The sequence below is a fragment of the Achromobacter sp. AONIH1 genome (genome assembly GCF_002902905.1).
Lineage (GTDB): Bacteria > Pseudomonadota > Gammaproteobacteria > Burkholderiales > Burkholderiaceae_B > Achromobacter.
In genome coordinates this window covers 5784834-5801848 of record NZ_CP026124.1, presented here as the reverse complement: position 1 = coordinate 5801848, position 17015 = coordinate 5784834, and the positions used below count along the sequence as shown (strand labels likewise).

The following is a 17015-nucleotide window of genomic DNA, read 5'->3' as shown; positions in this document are numbered from 1 at the left end:
TCGACGGACCGCGTTCGAGGGCGCCGTGGCGCCATCGAACGGGCCGCGCCGGCTAGGCCTGCGCCGCCAGCCTTGCCAGCTCGGTCTTGATCCAGCCGGCGATCTCGCGCTGGCGCTGCGCCGGCATGCGGTCGATGATCGCGGTGACGCTGACGGCCAGCAGCGGCGCGCCATGCGCGTCCAGCAGCGCGCAGCCCACGCCCAGCGCGCCGCGCACGGCGTGGTTGCCCACCACCGAATAGCCGCGCGCGCGGGTGTTCTCGATCAATCGGTACATTTCCTGCGGCGTCATGCCGCCGTACTCGTCGAGCCGGCCGGAATTGCGCTCGACGATGCCGCGCGCGACCTCGTCGGGCAGGGCGGCCAGGAGCGCCATGCCGCCCGATCCCACGCCCAGCGGCTGGCGCTTGCCGGCGTAGGTGGCGAGGATCTGCACGGGGTAGCTGCCGATCTCGCGGTGCAGGCTGATGGAATCGTCCTCGTCGCGCACCACCAGGAACACCGCGTCGCCGGTGCGGTCGGCCAGCCGTCGCAGCACCGGCAGCAGCTGGCGCACGCGCGGGTCGCGGGAGCGGGTATCGGGGTCCACCGCGAGCTGGGCGCGGTACTTCTTGGTGCCCGTCACGGGCAGCACCAGGCCGGCGTCTAGCAGGGCCGCCAGCAGGCGGTAGATGGTGGGGCGCTGGATGCCCGTCAGGCGGGCGATATCGGTCACGCTCAGGCCGTCAGGGCCCTGATCCCGCAGGGCGGCCAGGACGGCCAATCCGCGCCGCAATGTGCGTGGGCCTGCGGCCGCGGCATCGCTGTCTTGCATGCAACTCTCTGAAAACTTTGGGGATTATCACCAACTGGCAAACGCCGGGCAAGGGAAAACCATTGTCCGTTGCGTGGACTCTACCTTGATGCGCCGGCCGTGTATAGCCGAGAATTCCCTATTCAAGAATTCAAATCGTCCACTTGATGGACAGTACCTGCACGGAGACATCATGATTCCAGGTCACAAGCCCGGTCTGCGGCGCCTTGCCGCCACCCTACTGACCGCCGCCGCGGGTGTGTTCGCCAGCGGCGTCGCCCTGGCGGCCTATCCGGACAAGCCTGTCCGCATCGTGGTCGGCTTTTCCGCCGGCGGAACCACCGACGTGATCGCCCGCATCATGGCCAAGGAACTGACCGAGAGCCTGGGCCAGTCCTTCGTGGTCGAGAACAAGCCGGGCGCGGGCAGCAACATCGCCACCGATCAGGTGCAACGCGCGGCGCCGGACGGCTACACGCTGCTGTTCGTGGCCGTGACCAGCGCGATTAACCAGACGCTGTACAAGAACGTCAACTTCGACCTGACCCGCGATTTCGCGCCGGTGGCGCTGGGCGCCAAGGTGCCCAACATCCTGGTGGTCAATCCGCAGGTGCCGGTAAAGACCGTGCAGGAACTGGTCGACTACGCCAAGAAGAATCCCGGCAAGCTGGCCTTTGCCTCGTCGGGCAGCGGCACCTCGATCCACATGGCGGGCGAGCTGTTCAAGATGCAGACCGGCATCGACGTGCTGCACGTGCCCTACAAGGGCAGCGCGCCGGCCATCACCGACCTGATCGGCGGCCAGGTGCAGTTCATGTTCGACAACATGCCCTCGGCATGGCCGCACGTGCAGTCGGGCAAGCTGCGCGCGCTGGCGGTGACGACCACCGAGCGCTCCAAGAGCGCGCCGGACGTGCCGACCATGAAGGAAGCTGGCTTCGCCAATTTCGACGTGTCGTCCTGGTTCGGCCTGATCGCCCCGGCCGGCACGCCGCCCGAGGTCATCAACAAGCTCAACGCCGCCATGGTGAAGGCACTGGACAAGCCCGAGGTGCAGCGCAGCTTCGAGCAGCTGGGCGCCGTGGGCGTGAAGACCACGCCTGCCGAGTTCGGCCAGTTCATCAAGTCGGAAGTGGAAGGCTGGGCCCCGGTGGTCAAGGCCTCGGGCGCCAAGGTGGACTGAGCGCCGCGGGCCGGCGTGGCCGGCCCCGGCGAATCGCCCGGGCCCGTCGCCGGATGGCGGGGCCTGGACGGACAGGGGACGGAATTTCCGTCCCTTTTTTTGCCTATTTTTTCCTGCTGTTCCGGTAGTCCGTCAGCATGGCGGTGCAGACGCCGCGCATCATGTCGACCTCGTCGCGCGTGAGGCCGGCCCGGGAAAACAGGTGTCGCATGCGCGGCATCAGCTTCTTGGGGTGGGCGGGGTCCAGGAAACGCACCTCGACCAGCGCCGATTCCCAATGGGCCAGGAAGGCCTGCACCGCTTCGCTGGAGGCCGGCTCCGCGCCGCGCGAGGGTTCCTGCGCGGTCGAGACGGGCAGCAGGGCCGCGCCCTGGTCGATCAGCAGCGCGTAGCGCAGTTCCCAGGCGGCCAGCTGCAGCGCCTGGGCCACGTTCAGCGAGCTGTACTCGGGATTGGCCGGGATGTGGCAGATGCGGTGGCACAGCGCGATCTGGGCGTTGGTGAGCCCGGACTTCTCGGTGCCCAGCACGATGGCCGCCACGCCCTCGGCCGCCTGTCCCAGGTGCGCGCAGGCCAGCTCGGCCGCCTGGCGGATGTCGCAGGGCGGGGGGGCCAGGTCGCGCACCCGCGCCGTCAGCGCGAAGGCCAGCGTCACCGGGGCCAGCGCCTCTTCCAGCGTGGCGTAGACGCGGGCGTTCTCCAGCACGTCGGCGGCGCCGCTGGACAGGGCCACGGCCTCGGGGTGCCGGGTCACGTCCTCGACATGGGGCGCCACCAGCACCAGTTCCGAGAACCCCATGGTCTTGATCGCCCGGGCGGCCGAGCCGACATTGCCGGGGTGGCTGGGGTTCACCATGATGAAACGGACGCGGGAAAACACCGCCGGCGAGCCGGTTTCGGGGGGCGCGCAGACCCCTTCGGAAGAGGGCGATTTACCGTCCCGGGACGGTTCGCCGATGAAATTTTCTTGAGTCATTTAAAATGGCGCGTTTGGCTTGGCGCTTTCCTGATATTTTCGGGCCGTTACCCCAGTGTGGGAGCGGCGCGGCGGGGAGGCGGCTGACGGCCTATCTCACCGCATTCGTACGGAATTTTATGCACCCGATGCTCAACATCGCCATCAAGGCGGCCCGGCGTGCCGGCACCATCATCAACCGTGCCAGCCTGGATTTGGAACGCCTGAACGTGGCTCGCAAGGGGCCGCGCGATTATGTCACGGAAGTCGACCGCGCCGCCGAGGAGTCCATCGTCGAGACGTTGCGCGCCGCCTACCCGGACCACGCGGTCCTGGGCGAGGAATTCGGCCTGCAGGGTCCGGATCAGGCCGAGTTCCAGTGGATCATCGATCCGCTGGACGGCACCACCAACTTCATCCACGGCCTGCCGAACTACGCGGTGTCGATCGCGCTGACGCAGCGCGGCCAGGTCACGCAGGCGTGCATCTATGATCCGTCGCGCAACGAACTATTCACCGCCAGCCGTGGCGGCGGCACCTTCCTGAACGACCGCCGCGTGCGCGTCTCGGGCCGCATCCGCTACCACGACGCGCTGCTGGGCGCCCACTGGCCCAACTCGGGCGACATGGAGCAGGGCTCGGCGCGTTTCCGCAAGATGGCCGAAAACAGCGCCGGCGTGCGCCGCCTGGGCGCCACGGTGCTGGATCTGGCCTACGTGGCCTGCGGTCGCCTGGACGGTTTCTGCGGCGTGGGCCTGAAGCCCTGGGATGTGGCCGCGGGCAGCCTGCTGGTGCTGGAAGCGGGCGGCCTGGTCGCCGACTTCGACGGCGAGCAGGGCTGGATGGACTCCGGCAACGTGCTGGCCGCCAGCCCCAAGATCTTCACGCAGATGCTGGCCGGGCTGAATCCCTCGGCCTCGATCTGATTCCGGCTATCCCAGCCGGGCCCGGCCGCCGTCGGGCAATGTGAACCACGCGCGCAGCCCCAGGCTGCGCGCGATTTTTTTGGCGTCCTCCAGCGGCATGTGGGAAAAGGCGGTCGACAGCGCGTCGGCCGCCGTGGCCGTGGGCGCCATCACCGACACGCTGCGGTAGCGCGGCCGGGCGTTGCCGTCGCGCGGATCGAACAGGTGCGTGTAGCGTCCGGCCGCGTCTATCGGCGTGCCGTAGCCGCCCGAGGTGGCGAGCGCGCGGTCGCGCAGCGTCACCTGTCCGGCCAGCGCGTCGGGATGGTCGGGGTCGGCCAGGCCGGCGCGCCATGGCTGCCCGTCGCTCCGCTCGCCCATGGCATAGATCTCCCCCATGTCCACCAGCGCGCGGTCCAGGCCGCCGCGCCGCAGCAGGTCGGTCACGCGGTCGGTGATATAGCCCTGCGCGATGCCGTTCAGCGTGACGGCCATGCCGGGCCGCGCGTAGCGGATGGCGCGGCTGTCGAGCACCACGGCGGCGTGGGACACCTTGGCCAGCGCCTCGCGCAGGCGCGCCGGCGGCGGTCCGTCGGGATCGGCGCCGGGCTGCGAGAAATGCCCGGCGTACAGTTGCCACAGCGGCTGCACGGTGGGATCGAACACGCCGCCGGTCAGCACGCTGAACCGCCGGCTTTCGCTCAAGAGGCGCAGCAGGTCGGCGGGCGGGTCGTTCAGATGGCCCTGGCGGTTCAGCACGGCCAGCGCGCTGTCGTCGCGGTACAGGCTGAATACCGTCTCCAGCCGGCGCAGCTCGTCCACCGCGCTGTCGATCAGGCGCCGGGCCGCATCCCGGTCCGGATGCAGCAGATGCAGCTCGGCGTCCGCGCCCAGCGCGACGCCGCGCCAGACCACGGGTTCCAGGCCGGCTTGCGGGCGGGCGCTGAAGGCCAGCGCCCGCCAGGGCAGCAGGCCGAGCGCCGAGCTGGCGGCGGCGATGCCGATGAATCGGCGGCGTGAGGGAAGCTTCATGATGCGGGTCTCGATGTGGGGCTCGATATGACTCTGGATGCGAGGGTCTGTTGACGCGATGGGTTGATGCGATGGGGGCGGCGCCACCGCGCTATTGCGCGAAGACGTAGCGCTCGGGCACCTCGCTGAAGGCGGCCACGCGGCCGCCGTGGCGGCGGGCGAAGTCCTGCGCCCGCGCCTGGTCGGAAAACGGCATGGCGTCCTCGGCGCCCATGCCGCCGATGTAGCCGCCCTCGATCACGTAATAGGCCTGGCGCGCGTCGATCCACACGGCGGGATCGGGCGCGCCGTCGGCGCCGGCGGTGGCCATGTCGTTCACGTACACGGCGAGCAGGCCCTTGGGCTCCTCGGGCAGCATGGTGTAGGCGAAGACCTGCTTGATCGACGAGAACCACACCGGTCCGGCGCGGCCGCGCACGAAGATCTGGCCCTTCGGGCCGGCGTGGTCGTTCAGGACCATGCCGCAGTAGTGGCCGACGGCGTCGGCGCTCATGGCCTGCGGCGCGGGCGGCGCGGCGGGCGTCTCGTCGCGGCAGGCCGCCAGGGCCAGCGCGGCCGTGGCGGCGGCCAGCAATGTACGTAGCGTTTTCATAGCTGGCGGCTCCGGAATACCGCCGCCGCCAGCAGCAGCGGCGCCGCGATCCACAGCAGCAGCGCCAGCGCCAGCGTGGGCAGCGGCAGGCTGGCCTGATCGCCCACGCCGGCCATGCCGGCGTACATCGCGATGTGCTCGAAGCCGGTGAGGTTCAGCAGCCGGTACACGTCCGAGGGGTTGAGCAGCAGCAGCGCGTTGAGCGCGCCCGGGCCGATGTGGCGGCCCTGGTCGGCCGCCAGCGCGCCCAGCAGCGCCATGTCGTAGATCACCACGAAGAACAGCCAGACGCCGACCGCGATGCCGGCCGCCGTGGCGCGCTCGCGCACCGCCGCGCTGACCAGGTAGCCCAGCGCCAGGAAGCTGGCGCCCAGCAGCACGCTGGCGCCGATCAGCAGGGCGAAGGGCCGCCAGGCGGCCGCGTCCAGGCCGCCGCCGTGCAGCCATTGCAGCGCCAGGCCGGCGAAGCCGTAGCCGGCGCCGGTGGCCAGCGCCAGGATCACCAGGTGGCCGGCGAACTTGCCCGCCATGACCTGCCAGCGCGCCACCGGATAGCTCAGCAGCAGCGCCAGCGTGCCCCGGTCGGCCTCGCCGACGATGGCGTCGTAGGCCAGCAGCATGGCGATCAGCGGCACCAGGAAGATCGACAGGCTGGACAGGCTGACCACGGTGACGGTTAGCGGATCGACCTTGACCGAGCCGGTGGGGGCGCTGCCCAGCAGCCCCAGGGCCAGCGCCAGCGCGGCCAGCAGCAGCGAGGTCGCCAGCACCCAGCGGTTGCGCAGGCCGTCGCGGATTTCCTTGGCGGCGATGGCGTGGATGGCGTTCATATGTCCTCCCGTTCCAGCAGATGGGCGTAGATCTCGTCCAGGCCCGGTACGTCGATGTCCAGATCGCGGATGTCCTGGCCGATGGCGCCGATGGCGCGGATCGCCGCCACCTTCTCGTCCTCGGCGCACAGGCGTTCGTAGCGGCCGCTGTCCAGCGCGCGCCAGGGCGGGGGCAGCGGCGCGCCGGAGCCAGACCCAGACCCAGACCCGGACCCAGGCCCGGCCAGCGTCAGGCGGATGCGCAGCGGCAGGCCGGTGCGCCGGCGCAGTTCGGACAGGGTGCCGTCGGCGATCTTGCGTCCGGCCTTCATGACCACGACGCGGTCGGCGTGTCCGGCCAGCTCGGACAGGGCGTGCGTGCTGAGCAGGATGGTGGCGCCGGCCGCGCGCAGCTCGGCGACGATGCGGTAGAACAGCTGGCGCGAGGCCGGGTCCAGGCCGGTGGTGGGTTCGTCCAGCAGCAACACTTGCGGCTCGCCCAGCAGCGCCTGCGCCAGCGCCAGGCGCTGGCGCATGCCCTTGGAATAGCCGCCGACGCGCCGGCCGCTGGCGGCGGCGATGCCGACCCGTTCCAGCAGCGCGGCATTGGCCGACAGCGGCTGGCGCTTGAGCCGCGCATAGAAGGCCAGCGTTTCCGCGCCCGTCATGGACGGATGCAGCGCCACCGTTTCCGGCAGATAGCCGACGCGCGCGCGCAGCTGTGCCGCGCGCGGGCTGTGGGCGTCATGCCCGAACAGCGCGACGCGTCCGGCGCTGGGGCGGATCAGGCCCAGGATCAGCTTGATCAGCGTGCTCTTGCCGGCACCGTTGTGGCCGGCCAGCGCCACGCATTCGCCTTGCCGCAGGTCCAGGTCCAGGTCCTGCAGGGCATGGTGCGCGCCGTAGCGCTTGCCGACGCCGGCCAGCGCGACGAGGGGGGAAGTCATTGCAGCTCCTGGTTGCTTGCGCCGGGCGGTTTCATCAGCGGCGCGCTGTCCACCACGCCGCCCGGCAGGATCGCGGGGAATTGGGATTGGGCCCAGCGCACCACCGACACGGCGGGGCTGTTGAGCAGGATGCGCGCGGACGGGGCGCGCCACAGCAGCTGGTCGACCACGTCGTTGGGCCGGTAGGCGGTGTCGGCGATGCCGTCGCCATCCAGGTCGAAGGCGGTGTTGTCGCTCCAGTAGTTGCCCTGGCCGTCGACCGACCAGTCCAGCGTGCGGGTGCCGACATACTTCACCTGGTTGCGGTTGTGCAGGAAGGCGTTGCGCGAGATGCGGTTGCCGTCCGAGCCGGCGGTGAAATGCACGCCGATGTCGCAGTTGGCGAAATGGTTTTCCTGGAAGGTGTTGTGATTGGCGTTGTAGATGAAAACGCACTTGCCGCCGCCGTCCACGCTGTTGCCGGTGATGACGGAGTGGTTCGCGTAGTTGAACATCAGGCCCTGCTCGACGCTGCCGCGCGCGACGTTGTCCTTCACGACCAGGCGGTGCGAGTACATGATGGCGTAGGCGATGTCGTTGCCGATCGAGACGTTGCCGCTGATCTCGCTGTCGTTGGTGTACATGTAGTGCACCGCGTAGCGCAGTTCGTGGAAGCGGTTGCCTCGAAACAGGTTGCGCTTGCTGGTGTTGACGAAGATGCCGTCGCGGCCGGCGGAAATGTCGTTGTCCAGCACCCGTGTGCCGGGCGTGTTCCACAGGGTCAGGCCGTTGCCGCGCTCGGCCACGCGCAGCTCGCGGTTGCCGACGATGCGGTTGCCCTGGACGGTGGCGTCGTCCGGTCCCCAGACGTGCACGCCGACCAGGTTGTCGAGGATGTCGTTGCGCTCGACCAGGGCGCGGTGCGCGGTCCGGTCCAGGAATACGCCGGCGTCCATCTCGGCCAGGCTCAGGCCAGAGCGGGTCACTGTCAGGTGGCGCAGCGTCACGTCGGGCGCGGTGATCCACAGCGTGCGGCCCTGGCGCGTGCCGACGATCTCGGCGCTGCGGTCGGCCGGGCCTTCCAGCGTGAGCGGCTTGTCGATGACGAGGCCGCCGGCGTAGCGGCCGGAGGCCAGCAGCAGGCGGTCGCCGGGCGCGGCCGCCGCGACGGCGCGCGCCAGGTCGGCGCCGGCGCCGATGGGGATGTCGGCCGCGGCGGCCGGGCCGGCCAGGGCCGCGCACAAGGCGGCTCCGGCCAGCCGCCGCGGCAGGGGCGGGGCGGGCTGGCGCATGGGACCCTACGCGGACTTCTTGGGATGCACGATCATCTGGCCCGACATCTCCATGTGCAGCGCGTGGCAGAACCACTGGCAGTAGTACCAGTGCACGCCCGGACGGTCGGCGGTGAAGGTGACCGAGGCCGTGGCCTGCGGCGCCAGTTCCATGGCGATGCCGTGGCCTTCCAGCGTGAAGCCGTGCGTCAGGTCCTCGATCACTTCCATGTTGGTCACCACCACCGTGACCTCGTCGCCCTGGTTCACTTCGAATTTCTTCAGGCTGAACATGGGCGCGACCGCCATCATGTAGACGCGCACCTTGTTGCCATCGCGCACCACCTTGGCCGCGTCCTCCAGCGTCACGCCGTCCTTCTTGGCCATCTGGCGGGCGTCTTCCCACATGGGGTCGTCGCGCTTCCAGACGCTGACCGGATTGATCTTGGAGCGGTGCACCAGGCACATGTCATGCGGCTCGGCGAAGCTGGGGCCGTCGTGCACCAGCTTCATCTCATCGCCGGAGATGTCGATCAGCTGGTCGTTCTCGGGCTTGAGCGGGCCCACGTTCAGGAAGCGGTCCTTCGAGAACTTGTTCAGCGACACCAGCCACTTGCCGTCGGCCTCGCGCGTCTCGCCCATGGTCGAGTGGTTGTGGCCGGGCTGGTAGTGCACGTCCAGCTTCTGGATGATGGGGTCGACCTTCTCGCCCTTGAAGGCGCGCTTGGCCAGGTCGATGTTCCACTTGACCATCTGGCTGTCGATGAAGAGCGTGGTGTAGGCATTGCCACGGCCGTCGAAGGCGGTGTGCAGCGGGCCCAGGCCCAGCTGCGGCTCGGCCACCACGCAGTCGCGCGGCTTGATCTTGTCGTCGAACAGGTCGTCCAGCGTGCGCACGTCCAGCACCGTCACCGTGGGCGAGAGCTTGCCGTTGAGCACCAGGTGGATGCCGTCGGGCGCGGCGTTGCAACCGTGCGGCGAGTTCGGCACCGGGATGTAGCGCGTGTACTTCGAGCCGTGGCGTCCGTCCACCACCGGCACGCCGCCCATGGTCTTGAAGTCGCCTTCCTTGATGGCCTGCTCGATGCGCTTGATGTTGAACACCACGACCCAGTCCTGCTCGTTGGCCGAGGCTTCCTCCACCGATACGCCCTTCTCGGAGTTGTAGCAGGTGGAGAAGGAATACTTGCCCTGGTAGTCGGCGTCGCCGTTGTCCAGGTTGCCGTCCACCAGCACCTGCCAGGCGATCTTCATGGTGTCGCCGTCGATGGCGGTGTAGACGGCGAAGAAGTTCTTCTTGGGATCGTCGGTCACCTTGCCATCGTTGGGCAGCGGGATGATGTGCTCGCCGTTGGCGAAGACATAGCCGGTGCGCGGATAGCGCTGCGGCCGCAGGCCGTGCACGCCCGACACGTTGGGCAGCTCGACGATCTTGTCCGTCTTCATCACGTCCAGGCGGATGCGCGCGACGCGGTTGTTGGCCTTGTCGTTGACGTATAGATAGCGCCCGTCGTAGGTGCGGTCGGTGAAGGACAGGTGCGGGTGGTGGGCGTCGCCGTTGATGAACACGCCGCCCTTGTCCTTCAGGTAGGCGCGCGTCTCCGGCGTCAGGCCCTCGGTCAGGATCTTGCGGCTTTCGTTGGTGCGGCCCCAGCCGGTGGCGCTGCAATGGTTGAAGACCGGAATGCGGACCAGCTCGCGCATCGACGGCAGGCCCAGCACGCGGATTTCGCCCGACTGGCCGCTGGAGTTGAAGGCATAGTATTCGTCCAGCTCGCCGGGGCCGATGTGCGAGGTCTGGCCGCCGGCGGCGGGCTTGGCGTCCTTGCCGTGCGCGACCGGCAGGTGCGAGCCCGCCACCAGGCCGGCGGCGCCGGTGATGGCGGCGGTCCCCAGGAAACTGCGGCGGCTGAGACCGGACTTGGGAGCATTGCTTTCAGACATGGGTGACTCCAGGTAAAGGACGGCGCATGCGCGTCGTGTATCGGAACGGTCGGGCTCAGGCTCCGGCTGGAGGCTGGCCGGCGTCGCCGGGATTGGGAAAGCGGCGCATCACGACTTCCTGCGGCGCGGCCTCGGCGGGCGGGGCGCGGCGGCGTTCGCGCCGGGCCTTGCGCTGCAGCAGGTGCGGGCACTTTTCGTCGTGGTGGTAGAGCATCTGGCAGTGCAGGCACTGGATGCACTCGTTGGGATTGATTTCGCCGCTGGGCTCGATGGCCTGCACCGGGCATTCGTGGTTGCAGCGCTGGCAGGGATTGCCGCAATCGTGATAGCGCTTGAGCCAGTTGAAGATGCGCAGGCGCGCGGGAATCGCCAGCGCCGCGCCCAGCGGGCACAGGTAGCGGCAATAGAAGCGTTCGATGAAGAGCCCCGCGGCCAGCAGCAGCGCGGCGAACAGCACGAAGGGCCAGGCGCGCGCGAAGCGCAGGATGATGGCGGTCTTGAAGGGCTCGACCTCGGCCAGCCGCTCGGCCAGCGCCAGGTCGTACAGCGCGTAGCCGAACAGCAGCACGAAGATGATGTACTTCAGGGCCGACAGGCGCTGGTTGACGCCGTGCGGCACCTGCAGCTGCTTCACGCCCAGGCGCTTGGCCGCGCGGTTCAGCAGTTCCTGCAACGCGCCGAACGGACAGAGCCAGCCGCAGAAGGCGCCGCGGTTCCAGAACACCATCGACACTGCCGTGGCGCACCACAGGATGAACACCAGCGGATCCATCAGGAAGTAGTCCCAGCGGAAGTCGCTGCGCAGCGCCGAGAAGAAGGTCAGCACGTTCACCACCGACAGCTGGGCCTGGCCGTACCAGCCGATCCAGAACAGGGCGAACAGCAGGAAGGCCAGCCGCAGGCGGTCGTGCAGCAGCGGCCGGCGGGCCAGCTGGTCCTGGAAGAAGAAGATGCCCGCCAGCACCGCCAGCGCCGCCGTCAGGATGGCGATCTGCAGCGGCTTGCCGTTCCAGATCTGGCGCCACAGTTCGGGCGGGGCCTCGTCCGCTGGCGCGTCCGCCTGGGCCGCGCCGGCGGACGAGGGGCCCTGTGACGCAGGCGTGGCGGTCGCTGGCCCGGCCGCAGCGCCAGCGCTGGCCGGGGCCGCACGCGTATACACATCCGGCAGCGCGTAGTCCAGGTCGAAGGTCACGAAGGCCTTGTCCGAGACGCTGAGCACGCGCTGCACCATGAGTTGCAGGCGCCATGGCGCCACCGGATCGAACGGGGCGTCTTGCGGCACCACGAACAGCGCCACCTCGCGCAGCGCCGGCGCGCCCTCGGCGGCGATGTCCGCCAGGCGCTGGTGGTCGCGGTCGCGGAAGCGGAAGCCGGCGTCGTGCTGGACGATTTCGACGCGGTCGAAGATGCCGCCGCGCACATAGCCGGAGCCCTTGAACGAATACAGGCCGCCGCCCGCCACCAGCACCGCCTGCTGCCCGGGCTTGAGCCGTTCCTTCAGGCGCAGCCAGCCGGTCTCGCCCAGCAGGCTGCGGCCGATGGCGGGCGCGCTGACCTGCGCGACATAGAGTTCGATGAAGGCATCGGCCTCGTCGCGGCTTTCCGCGTGCGCGGCGGCATCGTCGCGGCCGGAGGCGCGGAAGGCCTGGTTCACGTCGGCCACGCTCAGGCGCAGCTGGCGCACCGCGCCGTTGTCGAGCAGGGCTTGCCAGGAGCGGACCTCGCCCGGCGTCTCGTCGACCGTGCGCGCCTGGACGCGCGCCGTCGCCGCCTGCGCGGGCCGGGCTGCCTTGCCGACGCCGTGGGCGCGCGCCACCGCGATGGCCGAGCGCGTGATGCTGTCGCCGATCACCATCAGCGTGACCGTGGCGCCGCTGACGATGTCCACCGGCGGCGGCGCGCCGTGGCGCGGCGGCGTGTCGACGAAGTTCAGGCCGACATAGCCGCTGATGAAGTGGTCCACCTTGGACTGGGGGATGCCGATGAGCACGATGGGCTCATGGTGCTCGACCAGCTTGGCGCCCGCGATGCGGCCGTCGCTGGCCAGCGCCACCAGCACGTCGATGGGCTTGCTGGAGTAGCCGCGCGTGTTGACGACGTCGGACGTGAGGTACACCAGCCCGAGTTCGCGGTCGCCCGAATAGGCCTTGGCGACCATGGGCTTGCCTTCGGGCGGGCCGTAGCGGTCGGCGCCGGGGAACAGCTCGGCCGGCGGCGTGGCGCCCAGGAAATCGGGCAGGCGCTGGGCCCGCGCCGACTGCATGAGTCCCGCGGTCAGACAGAGCAACAGCGCAATCGCCATGCGGATGATGCGGAAACTTCCATGACGCCCTGCGGTGCTGCCAGACATGCTTGAACCCGATCCGTCGTTGTTATTCAGGCGCATCCTAAGAGCGCGCTGGAGGCGCGGTTTTGCGGTGCGTCAAAAGCGCCGTCCTGCGAGCGCGGCAGGACGCAATATCCTTGCGCGGCGTGGGGATATTGGCTGCTTGCGGCCCCGCGCAAGGCGCGCGCTTGATGCCGCGCAAGCGCGACGGACGCGCGGCGGCGTAGGCTACCGGCGCCGACCAGGCCTGCGCGTGGCGGGCGGGGCACAGGCTTTCCAGGTACGATGGCCCGCACACACATATGCGGGAGGGGCTGATGGGGTGGATGAATCCGATGGAGTGGATCGGCGGACCGCAAGCCTGGTTCGGCGTGCTGGGCCTGACCATGATCGAGATCCTGGTGGGCCTCGCCAACGTGGTCTTCATCGTCATCCTGGCCAATGAGTTTCCCGCCGCGCAGCGCAACGGCGCGCGCCTGTTCGGCCTGGGCCTGATGTTGCTGATGCGCCTGTGGCCGCTGGCCCAGGGGCTGGACTGGCCGGTCAAGTTCCTGAACCGGTCGCAGCTGTCCGTCGGACCGTATGAGTACACCGGACAGCATCTGGTGCTGATGGCGGGCGGCGTGCTGGTGCTGTCGCTGCTGTTCCAGGGCGCCAGGTCCGGATGGCGGATCTGGAAGGGTGCGCCGGATCCGGCGGATTCCGGCGGGGGCGCCGGACTGAGGGCGATGCTGGTCCTGTTCCAGATCGTGGCGCTGAATGCGGTGTTCGCGGCCCGGTCGGTCGTTACCGCCTCGGCGATGGCGTCCCGGGTCGAGGTCGCCATGGCCGCGATGCTGGCCGCCTTCTGGTTCCTCCTGCGCCTGTCCCGGCCGCTGGCGCGCGTCGCCGGGACGTCCCCATGGCAGATGATGGCCTGGACCGCGCTGCTGGTGTTCGCCAATCGGATGGACTGGGCCTGACGTCCGCGTCTGACATCCATATGACATGCGTGCCTGACCTCCGGGCCGGAACACTGAGCCGGAACATCGGGCCAGCCCCCTGGCCGGACCTGGCCGCGTTTCCTGCCTGGATCCCCCCCCGGCGCGGGCCCGGCGCCTTGCCGGGCGGGGTTTTCATGACCGGCGTGTCATGGATTTTCCAGGTACGATTGTCGGCTGAGTAACTTTTGGAGCTCCTGATGGAGTGGCTGCTGGACCCCGCTGCGTGGGTCGGCCTGCTTACCCTGGTCGTTCTTGAGATCGTCCTGGGCATTGATAACCTGATTTTCATCGCCATCCTGGCGGACAAGCTGCCCCCTTCGCAGCGCGACCGCGCGCGCATCCTGGGGCTGAGCCTCGCGCTGGTCATGCGCCTGGGCCTGTTGTCCGTCATGTCCTGGCTGGTCACGCTGACCACGCCGCTGTTCTCCATCGGCCCCCTGGCGCCGTCCGGACGCGACCTGATCCTGATGGCGGGCGGCTTCTTCCTGCTGTTCAAGGGCACCATGGAGCTGCACGAGCGGCTCGAGGGCGGCGGCCACGGCTCTTCGTCGGGGCCGCGCGTGTACGCCAGCTTCTGGGTCATCGTGACGCAGATCGTGGTGCTGGACGCGGTGTTCTCGCTGGACTCGGTCATCACCGCGGTCGGCATGGTGGACCACCTGGCCATCATGATGATCGCCGTCATCATCGCCATCGGCATCATGCTGCTGGCGTCCAAGCCGCTGACCCGCTTCGTCAACGCGCATCCCACCGTGGTGGTGCTGTGCCTGGGCTTCCTGCTGATGATCGGCTTCTCGCTGCTGGCGGAAAGCTTCGGTTTCAAGGTGCCCAAGGGCTATCTGTACGCCGCCATCGGCTTCTCGGTCGCGATCGAGGCGCTGAACCAGCTGGCGCGGCGCAATCTGCTCAAGTTGGATGCGCGCCGCCCCATGCGCGAGCGCACGGCGGCCGCCGTGCTGCGCATGCTGGGCAAGCGTCCGCCCGCCGACGAGCCCGATCTGCCCAGCGCCAACGCGCCGGCCATTCCGGCTTTCGGCGTGGAGGAGCGCAACATGGTCAGCGGCGTGCTGACGCTGGCCGAACGCTCCATTCGTTCCATCATGACGCCGCGCACCGACGTGTCGTGGATCAACATCGACGATGACGCCGACACCATCCGAGGCCAGTTGATCGAGGCGCCGCACAGCTTCTTCCCGGTGTGCCGGGGCTCGCTGGACGAGGTGCTGGGCATCGGCCGCGCCAAGGACCTGATCGCCGATCTGCTCACCGAGGGCCGGGTGCGCCGCAACCGGCTGCGCGATCCCATCATCGTGCACGAGGCCATCGGCATCCTGCGCCTGATGGACACGCTCAAGCGCTCGCGCGGCCAGCTGGTGCTGGTGGCGGACGAGTTCGGCGCCATCGAGGGCCTGGTGACGCCGATCGACGTGTTCGAGGCCATCGCCGGCGAATTCCCCGACGAGGACGAGCTGCCCGACATCGTGGCCGACGGCGAGCACACCTGGAAGATCGATGGCGCGGCCGACCTGCACCATGTCGAGCAGGTGCTGGAAACCGAGGGCCTGATCGACGAGGCCCAGGACTTCTCCACGCTGGCCGGCTACCTGCTGTCGCGCTTTGGCCATCTGCCCAAGCCGGGCGACGCCTGCGAGTATGAAATCCACCACGATCATTTCCGCTTCGAAGTGCTGGAGATGGACGGACGCCGCATCGCCCTTGTGCGGGTCGACAAAAAGCCCCAGGAGCCGCTGTCCGACGAAGCGTCCCTGACCAACGACTAACCCCGGACCCGCCCATACCGTGACCGAAAACACCCTGTATCTGATCAAGGCCTTCTTCCTGGGCATCGTCGAAGGACTGACCGAGTTCATCCCGGTGTCCAGCACCGGCCACCTCATCCTGATCGGCGACTGGATCAACTTCGAATCCAGCCAGGGCAAGGTGTTCGAGGTGGTGATCCAGCTCGGCTCCATCCTGGCCGTGATGTGGGTGTTCCGCGCGCGGCTGCTGCAGCTGATCCGCGGCACGCTCACCGGCGTGCCCAGCGAGGTCGCCTTCACGCGCAACCTGCTGATCGCCTTCCTGCCGGCGGCGGTGATCGGCGGCATCTTCATCAAGTCCATCAAGCAGGTCTTCTACCACCCGGGCGTGGTGGTGGTGACGCTGGTGCTGGGCGGCCTGATCATGCTGTGGGTCGAGCGCAAGACGCGGCATACGCCCGGCGATGTGCCGGGCGCGGCCGACGACACCGCTTCGGACGAGCGCGCCACCGCGCGCAGCCTGGAGCAGATCACCTGGAAGCAGGCGCTGGGCGTGGGCGTGGCGCAATGCCTGGCCATGATCCCGGGCACCTCGCGCTCGGGCGCCACCATCATTGGCGGCATGATCGCCGGCATCCAGCGCAAGACCGCGACCGAGTTCTCGTTCTTCCTGGCCATGCCCACCATGCTGGGCGCGGCGGTGTACGACATGTACAAGAACTTCGGGCTGCTGACCCAGCACGACCTGTCCGGCATCGCGGTGGGCTTCGTCGCGGCCTTCCTGAGCGCGATGGTGGTGGTGCGGGCGGTGCTGCGCTTCGTGGCCAACCACACGTACCGCGTGTTCGCCTGGTATCGGATCGTGTTCGGCGCCATCGTGGCGGCGTGGATCTGGATGGCGTGATCGCCCGTCCGGCAAGGCGCCTCGCGGGCGCGACATCGCCGCGCGCTCGCTGAATCGTTCGCTGAATCGTTCGCGCATTGCGGCCCAAGGGTGGGATATCAGTCCAGCCCTTGGGCTTTTTTACGCGCGCGCGCTCGGCGTCGCCGCGCTTGACCGTTGTCGCGCCGCGATGCCCCGGAAGCCTGGAATCCCGGGCTCCGTCCTAGGACATCCGGTACGCCAGCATGGCGGCAAGCCGATGGAAAAGGTGACTTCCGTGTCATTGCGCGCAACGCTTGCATGGAAATATGCCTTTTGACGACGCACTGTTGCCCAGCGCTGTCAACAACTGTCAAGAGGAAAAAATCCAACACGAACGGCGCTGTATTGTCCGGGCGTTCATGGCGTGCCAGGCAGATTTCCATCGCCTGGCATGCGCTGGACGGAATGGGCGATAGCGCCGCGCGAGCCTTGCCGGACAGGCTGCGATGCGCATCGGTGAACGGCTTGAATCAAGGCGGCGGGCATGGCCCGCGTCGACGCCAGTCTGGCGTCCGTCGCGGGGCGCGTGCCCGGCATGCGGGATTCGGCATTGCGGATGTCTCGGGGTCTTGCCGCGTGGCGACAACAGAGCTTCCAAATCGATGTTGGAG

At 68.8% G+C, this 17015-nt stretch carries 14 protein-coding genes; 5 read left to right on the top strand and 9 right to left on the bottom strand.

Features of this window, described 5'->3' with window-relative positions:
• Positions 1-52: 52 nt before the first annotated feature.
• Entirely contained in the window at positions 53-814 is a 762-nt protein-coding gene (locus C2U31_RS26430; RefSeq protein ID WP_103275514.1) for an IclR family transcriptional regulator, read from the bottom strand.
• Positions 815-986: 172 nt separating this feature from the next.
• Between C2U31_RS26430 and C2U31_RS26425 the strand changes: the two genes are divergently transcribed.
• A complete protein-coding gene (locus tag C2U31_RS26425) occupies positions 987-1976 on the top strand; it encodes a tripartite tricarboxylate transporter substrate binding protein (protein ID WP_103275513.1) in 990 nt (329 codons plus the stop codon).
• A 103-nt stretch (positions 1977-2079) separates the two neighbouring features.
• Here the strand turns inward: C2U31_RS26425 and C2U31_RS26420 are convergent, their stop codons facing one another.
• Positions 2080-2832, bottom strand: a complete 753-nt coding sequence (locus C2U31_RS26420) for an RNA methyltransferase (protein WP_233772935.1) — start codon at positions 2830-2832, stop codon at positions 2080-2082.
• A 239-nt stretch (positions 2833-3071) separates the two neighbouring features.
• Between C2U31_RS26420 and C2U31_RS26415 the strand changes: the two genes are divergently transcribed.
• Positions 3072-3857: an inositol monophosphatase family protein gene (locus C2U31_RS26415; protein ID WP_103275511.1), complete on the top strand. Its 786-nt coding sequence runs from the start codon at positions 3072-3074 to the stop codon at positions 3855-3857.
• Between the two features lie 6 nt (positions 3858-3863).
• Here the strand turns inward: C2U31_RS26415 and C2U31_RS26410 are convergent, their stop codons facing one another.
• The 7 genes from C2U31_RS26410 to C2U31_RS26380 all read right to left on the bottom strand — a co-directional run bounded on the left by C2U31_RS26410 (position 3864) and on the right by C2U31_RS26380 (position 12760).
• Positions 3864-4868, bottom strand: a complete 1005-nt coding sequence (locus C2U31_RS26410) for an FAD:protein FMN transferase (protein ID WP_103275510.1) — start codon at positions 4866-4868, stop codon at positions 3864-3866.
• Positions 4869-4959: 91 nt separating this feature from the next.
• Entirely contained in the window at positions 4960-5460 is a 501-nt protein-coding gene (locus C2U31_RS26405) for a nitrous oxide reductase accessory protein NosL (protein WP_103275509.1), read from the bottom strand.
• A complete protein-coding gene (locus tag C2U31_RS26400; RefSeq protein WP_103275508.1) occupies positions 5457-6290 on the bottom strand; it encodes an ABC transporter permease in 834 nt (277 codons plus the stop codon). The genes C2U31_RS26405 and C2U31_RS26400 overlap by 4 nt, the downstream gene beginning before the upstream one ends.
• Positions 6287-7216, bottom strand: coding sequence for an ABC transporter ATP-binding protein (locus tag C2U31_RS26395; protein WP_103275507.1), 930 nt, complete (start codon positions 7214-7216; stop codon positions 6287-6289). Before C2U31_RS26395 ends, C2U31_RS26400 begins: the two co-directional genes overlap by 4 nt.
• Positions 7213-8487, bottom strand: coding sequence for a nitrous oxide reductase family maturation protein NosD (locus tag C2U31_RS26390; protein WP_103275506.1), 1275 nt, complete (start codon positions 8485-8487; stop codon positions 7213-7215). Before C2U31_RS26390 ends, C2U31_RS26395 begins: the two co-directional genes overlap by 4 nt.
• 6 nt (positions 8488-8493) lie before the next feature.
• The gene (nosZ, locus tag C2U31_RS26385) at positions 8494-10410 is read right to left on the bottom strand and encodes a TAT-dependent nitrous-oxide reductase (protein WP_103275505.1); all 1917 of its coding nucleotides are present in this window, start codon (positions 10408-10410) and stop codon (positions 8494-8496) included.
• Between the two features lie 55 nt (positions 10411-10465).
• Positions 10466-12760, bottom strand: a complete 2295-nt coding sequence (locus C2U31_RS26380) for a 4Fe-4S binding protein (RefSeq protein ID WP_369869708.1) — start codon at positions 12758-12760, stop codon at positions 10466-10468.
• Between the two features lie 293 nt (positions 12761-13053).
• Between C2U31_RS26380 and C2U31_RS26375 the strand changes: the two genes are divergently transcribed.
• The 3 genes from C2U31_RS26375 to C2U31_RS26365 all read left to right on the top strand — a co-directional run bounded on the left by C2U31_RS26375 (position 13054) and on the right by C2U31_RS26365 (position 16383).
• Positions 13054-13698, top strand: coding sequence for a hypothetical protein (locus C2U31_RS26375; RefSeq protein WP_158658467.1), 645 nt, complete (start codon positions 13054-13056; stop codon positions 13696-13698).
• Positions 13699-13916: 218 nt separating this feature from the next.
• Positions 13917-15500: a TerC family protein gene (locus C2U31_RS26370; protein ID WP_103275502.1), complete on the top strand. Its 1584-nt coding sequence runs from the start codon at positions 13917-13919 to the stop codon at positions 15498-15500.
• A gap of 19 nt (positions 15501-15519) precedes the next feature.
• The gene (locus tag C2U31_RS26365) at positions 15520-16383 is read left to right on the top strand and encodes an undecaprenyl-diphosphate phosphatase (protein ID WP_103275501.1); all 864 of its coding nucleotides are present in this window, start codon (positions 15520-15522) and stop codon (positions 16381-16383) included.
• Positions 16384-17015 lie beyond the last annotated feature (632 nt).

Coding starts and splice junctions, on each gene's coding strand:
- C2U31_RS26405 (WP_103275509.1), bottom strand. CDS start 5,460: ATGAAAACGCTACGTACATTGCTGGCCGCCGCCACGGCCGCGCTGGCC.
- C2U31_RS26430 (WP_103275514.1), bottom strand. CDS start 814: ATGCAAGACAGCGATGCCGCGGCCGCAGGCCCACGCACATTGCGGCGC.
- C2U31_RS26375 (WP_158658467.1), top strand. CDS start 13,054: ATGGGGTGGATGAATCCGATGGAGTGGATCGGCGGACCGCAAGCCTGG.
- C2U31_RS26410 (WP_103275510.1), bottom strand. CDS start 4,868: ATGAAGCTTCCCTCACGCCGCCGATTCATCGGCATCGCCGCCGCCAGC.
- C2U31_RS26400 (WP_103275508.1), bottom strand. CDS start 6,290: ATGAACGCCATCCACGCCATCGCCGCCAAGGAAATCCGCGACGGCCTG.
- C2U31_RS26425 (WP_103275513.1), top strand. CDS start 987: ATGATTCCAGGTCACAAGCCCGGTCTGCGGCGCCTTGCCGCCACCCTA.
- nosZ (WP_103275505.1), bottom strand. CDS start 10,410: ATGTCTGAAAGCAATGCTCCCAAGTCCGGTCTCAGCCGCCGCAGTTTC.
- C2U31_RS26380 (WP_369869708.1), bottom strand. CDS start 12,760: ATGTCTGGCAGCACCGCAGGGCGTCATGGAAGTTTCCGCATCATCCGC.
- C2U31_RS26370 (WP_103275502.1), top strand. CDS start 13,917: ATGGAGTGGCTGCTGGACCCCGCTGCGTGGGTCGGCCTGCTTACCCTG.
- C2U31_RS26390 (WP_103275506.1), bottom strand. CDS start 8,487: ATGCGCCAGCCCGCCCCGCCCCTGCCGCGGCGGCTGGCCGGAGCCGCC.
- C2U31_RS26420 (WP_233772935.1), bottom strand. CDS start 2,832: ATGGTGAACCCCAGCCACCCCGGCAATGTCGGCTCGGCCGCCCGGGCG.
- C2U31_RS26395 (WP_103275507.1), bottom strand. CDS start 7,216: ATGACTTCCCCCCTCGTCGCGCTGGCCGGCGTCGGCAAGCGCTACGGC.
- C2U31_RS26415 (WP_103275511.1), top strand. CDS start 3,072: ATGCACCCGATGCTCAACATCGCCATCAAGGCGGCCCGGCGTGCCGGC.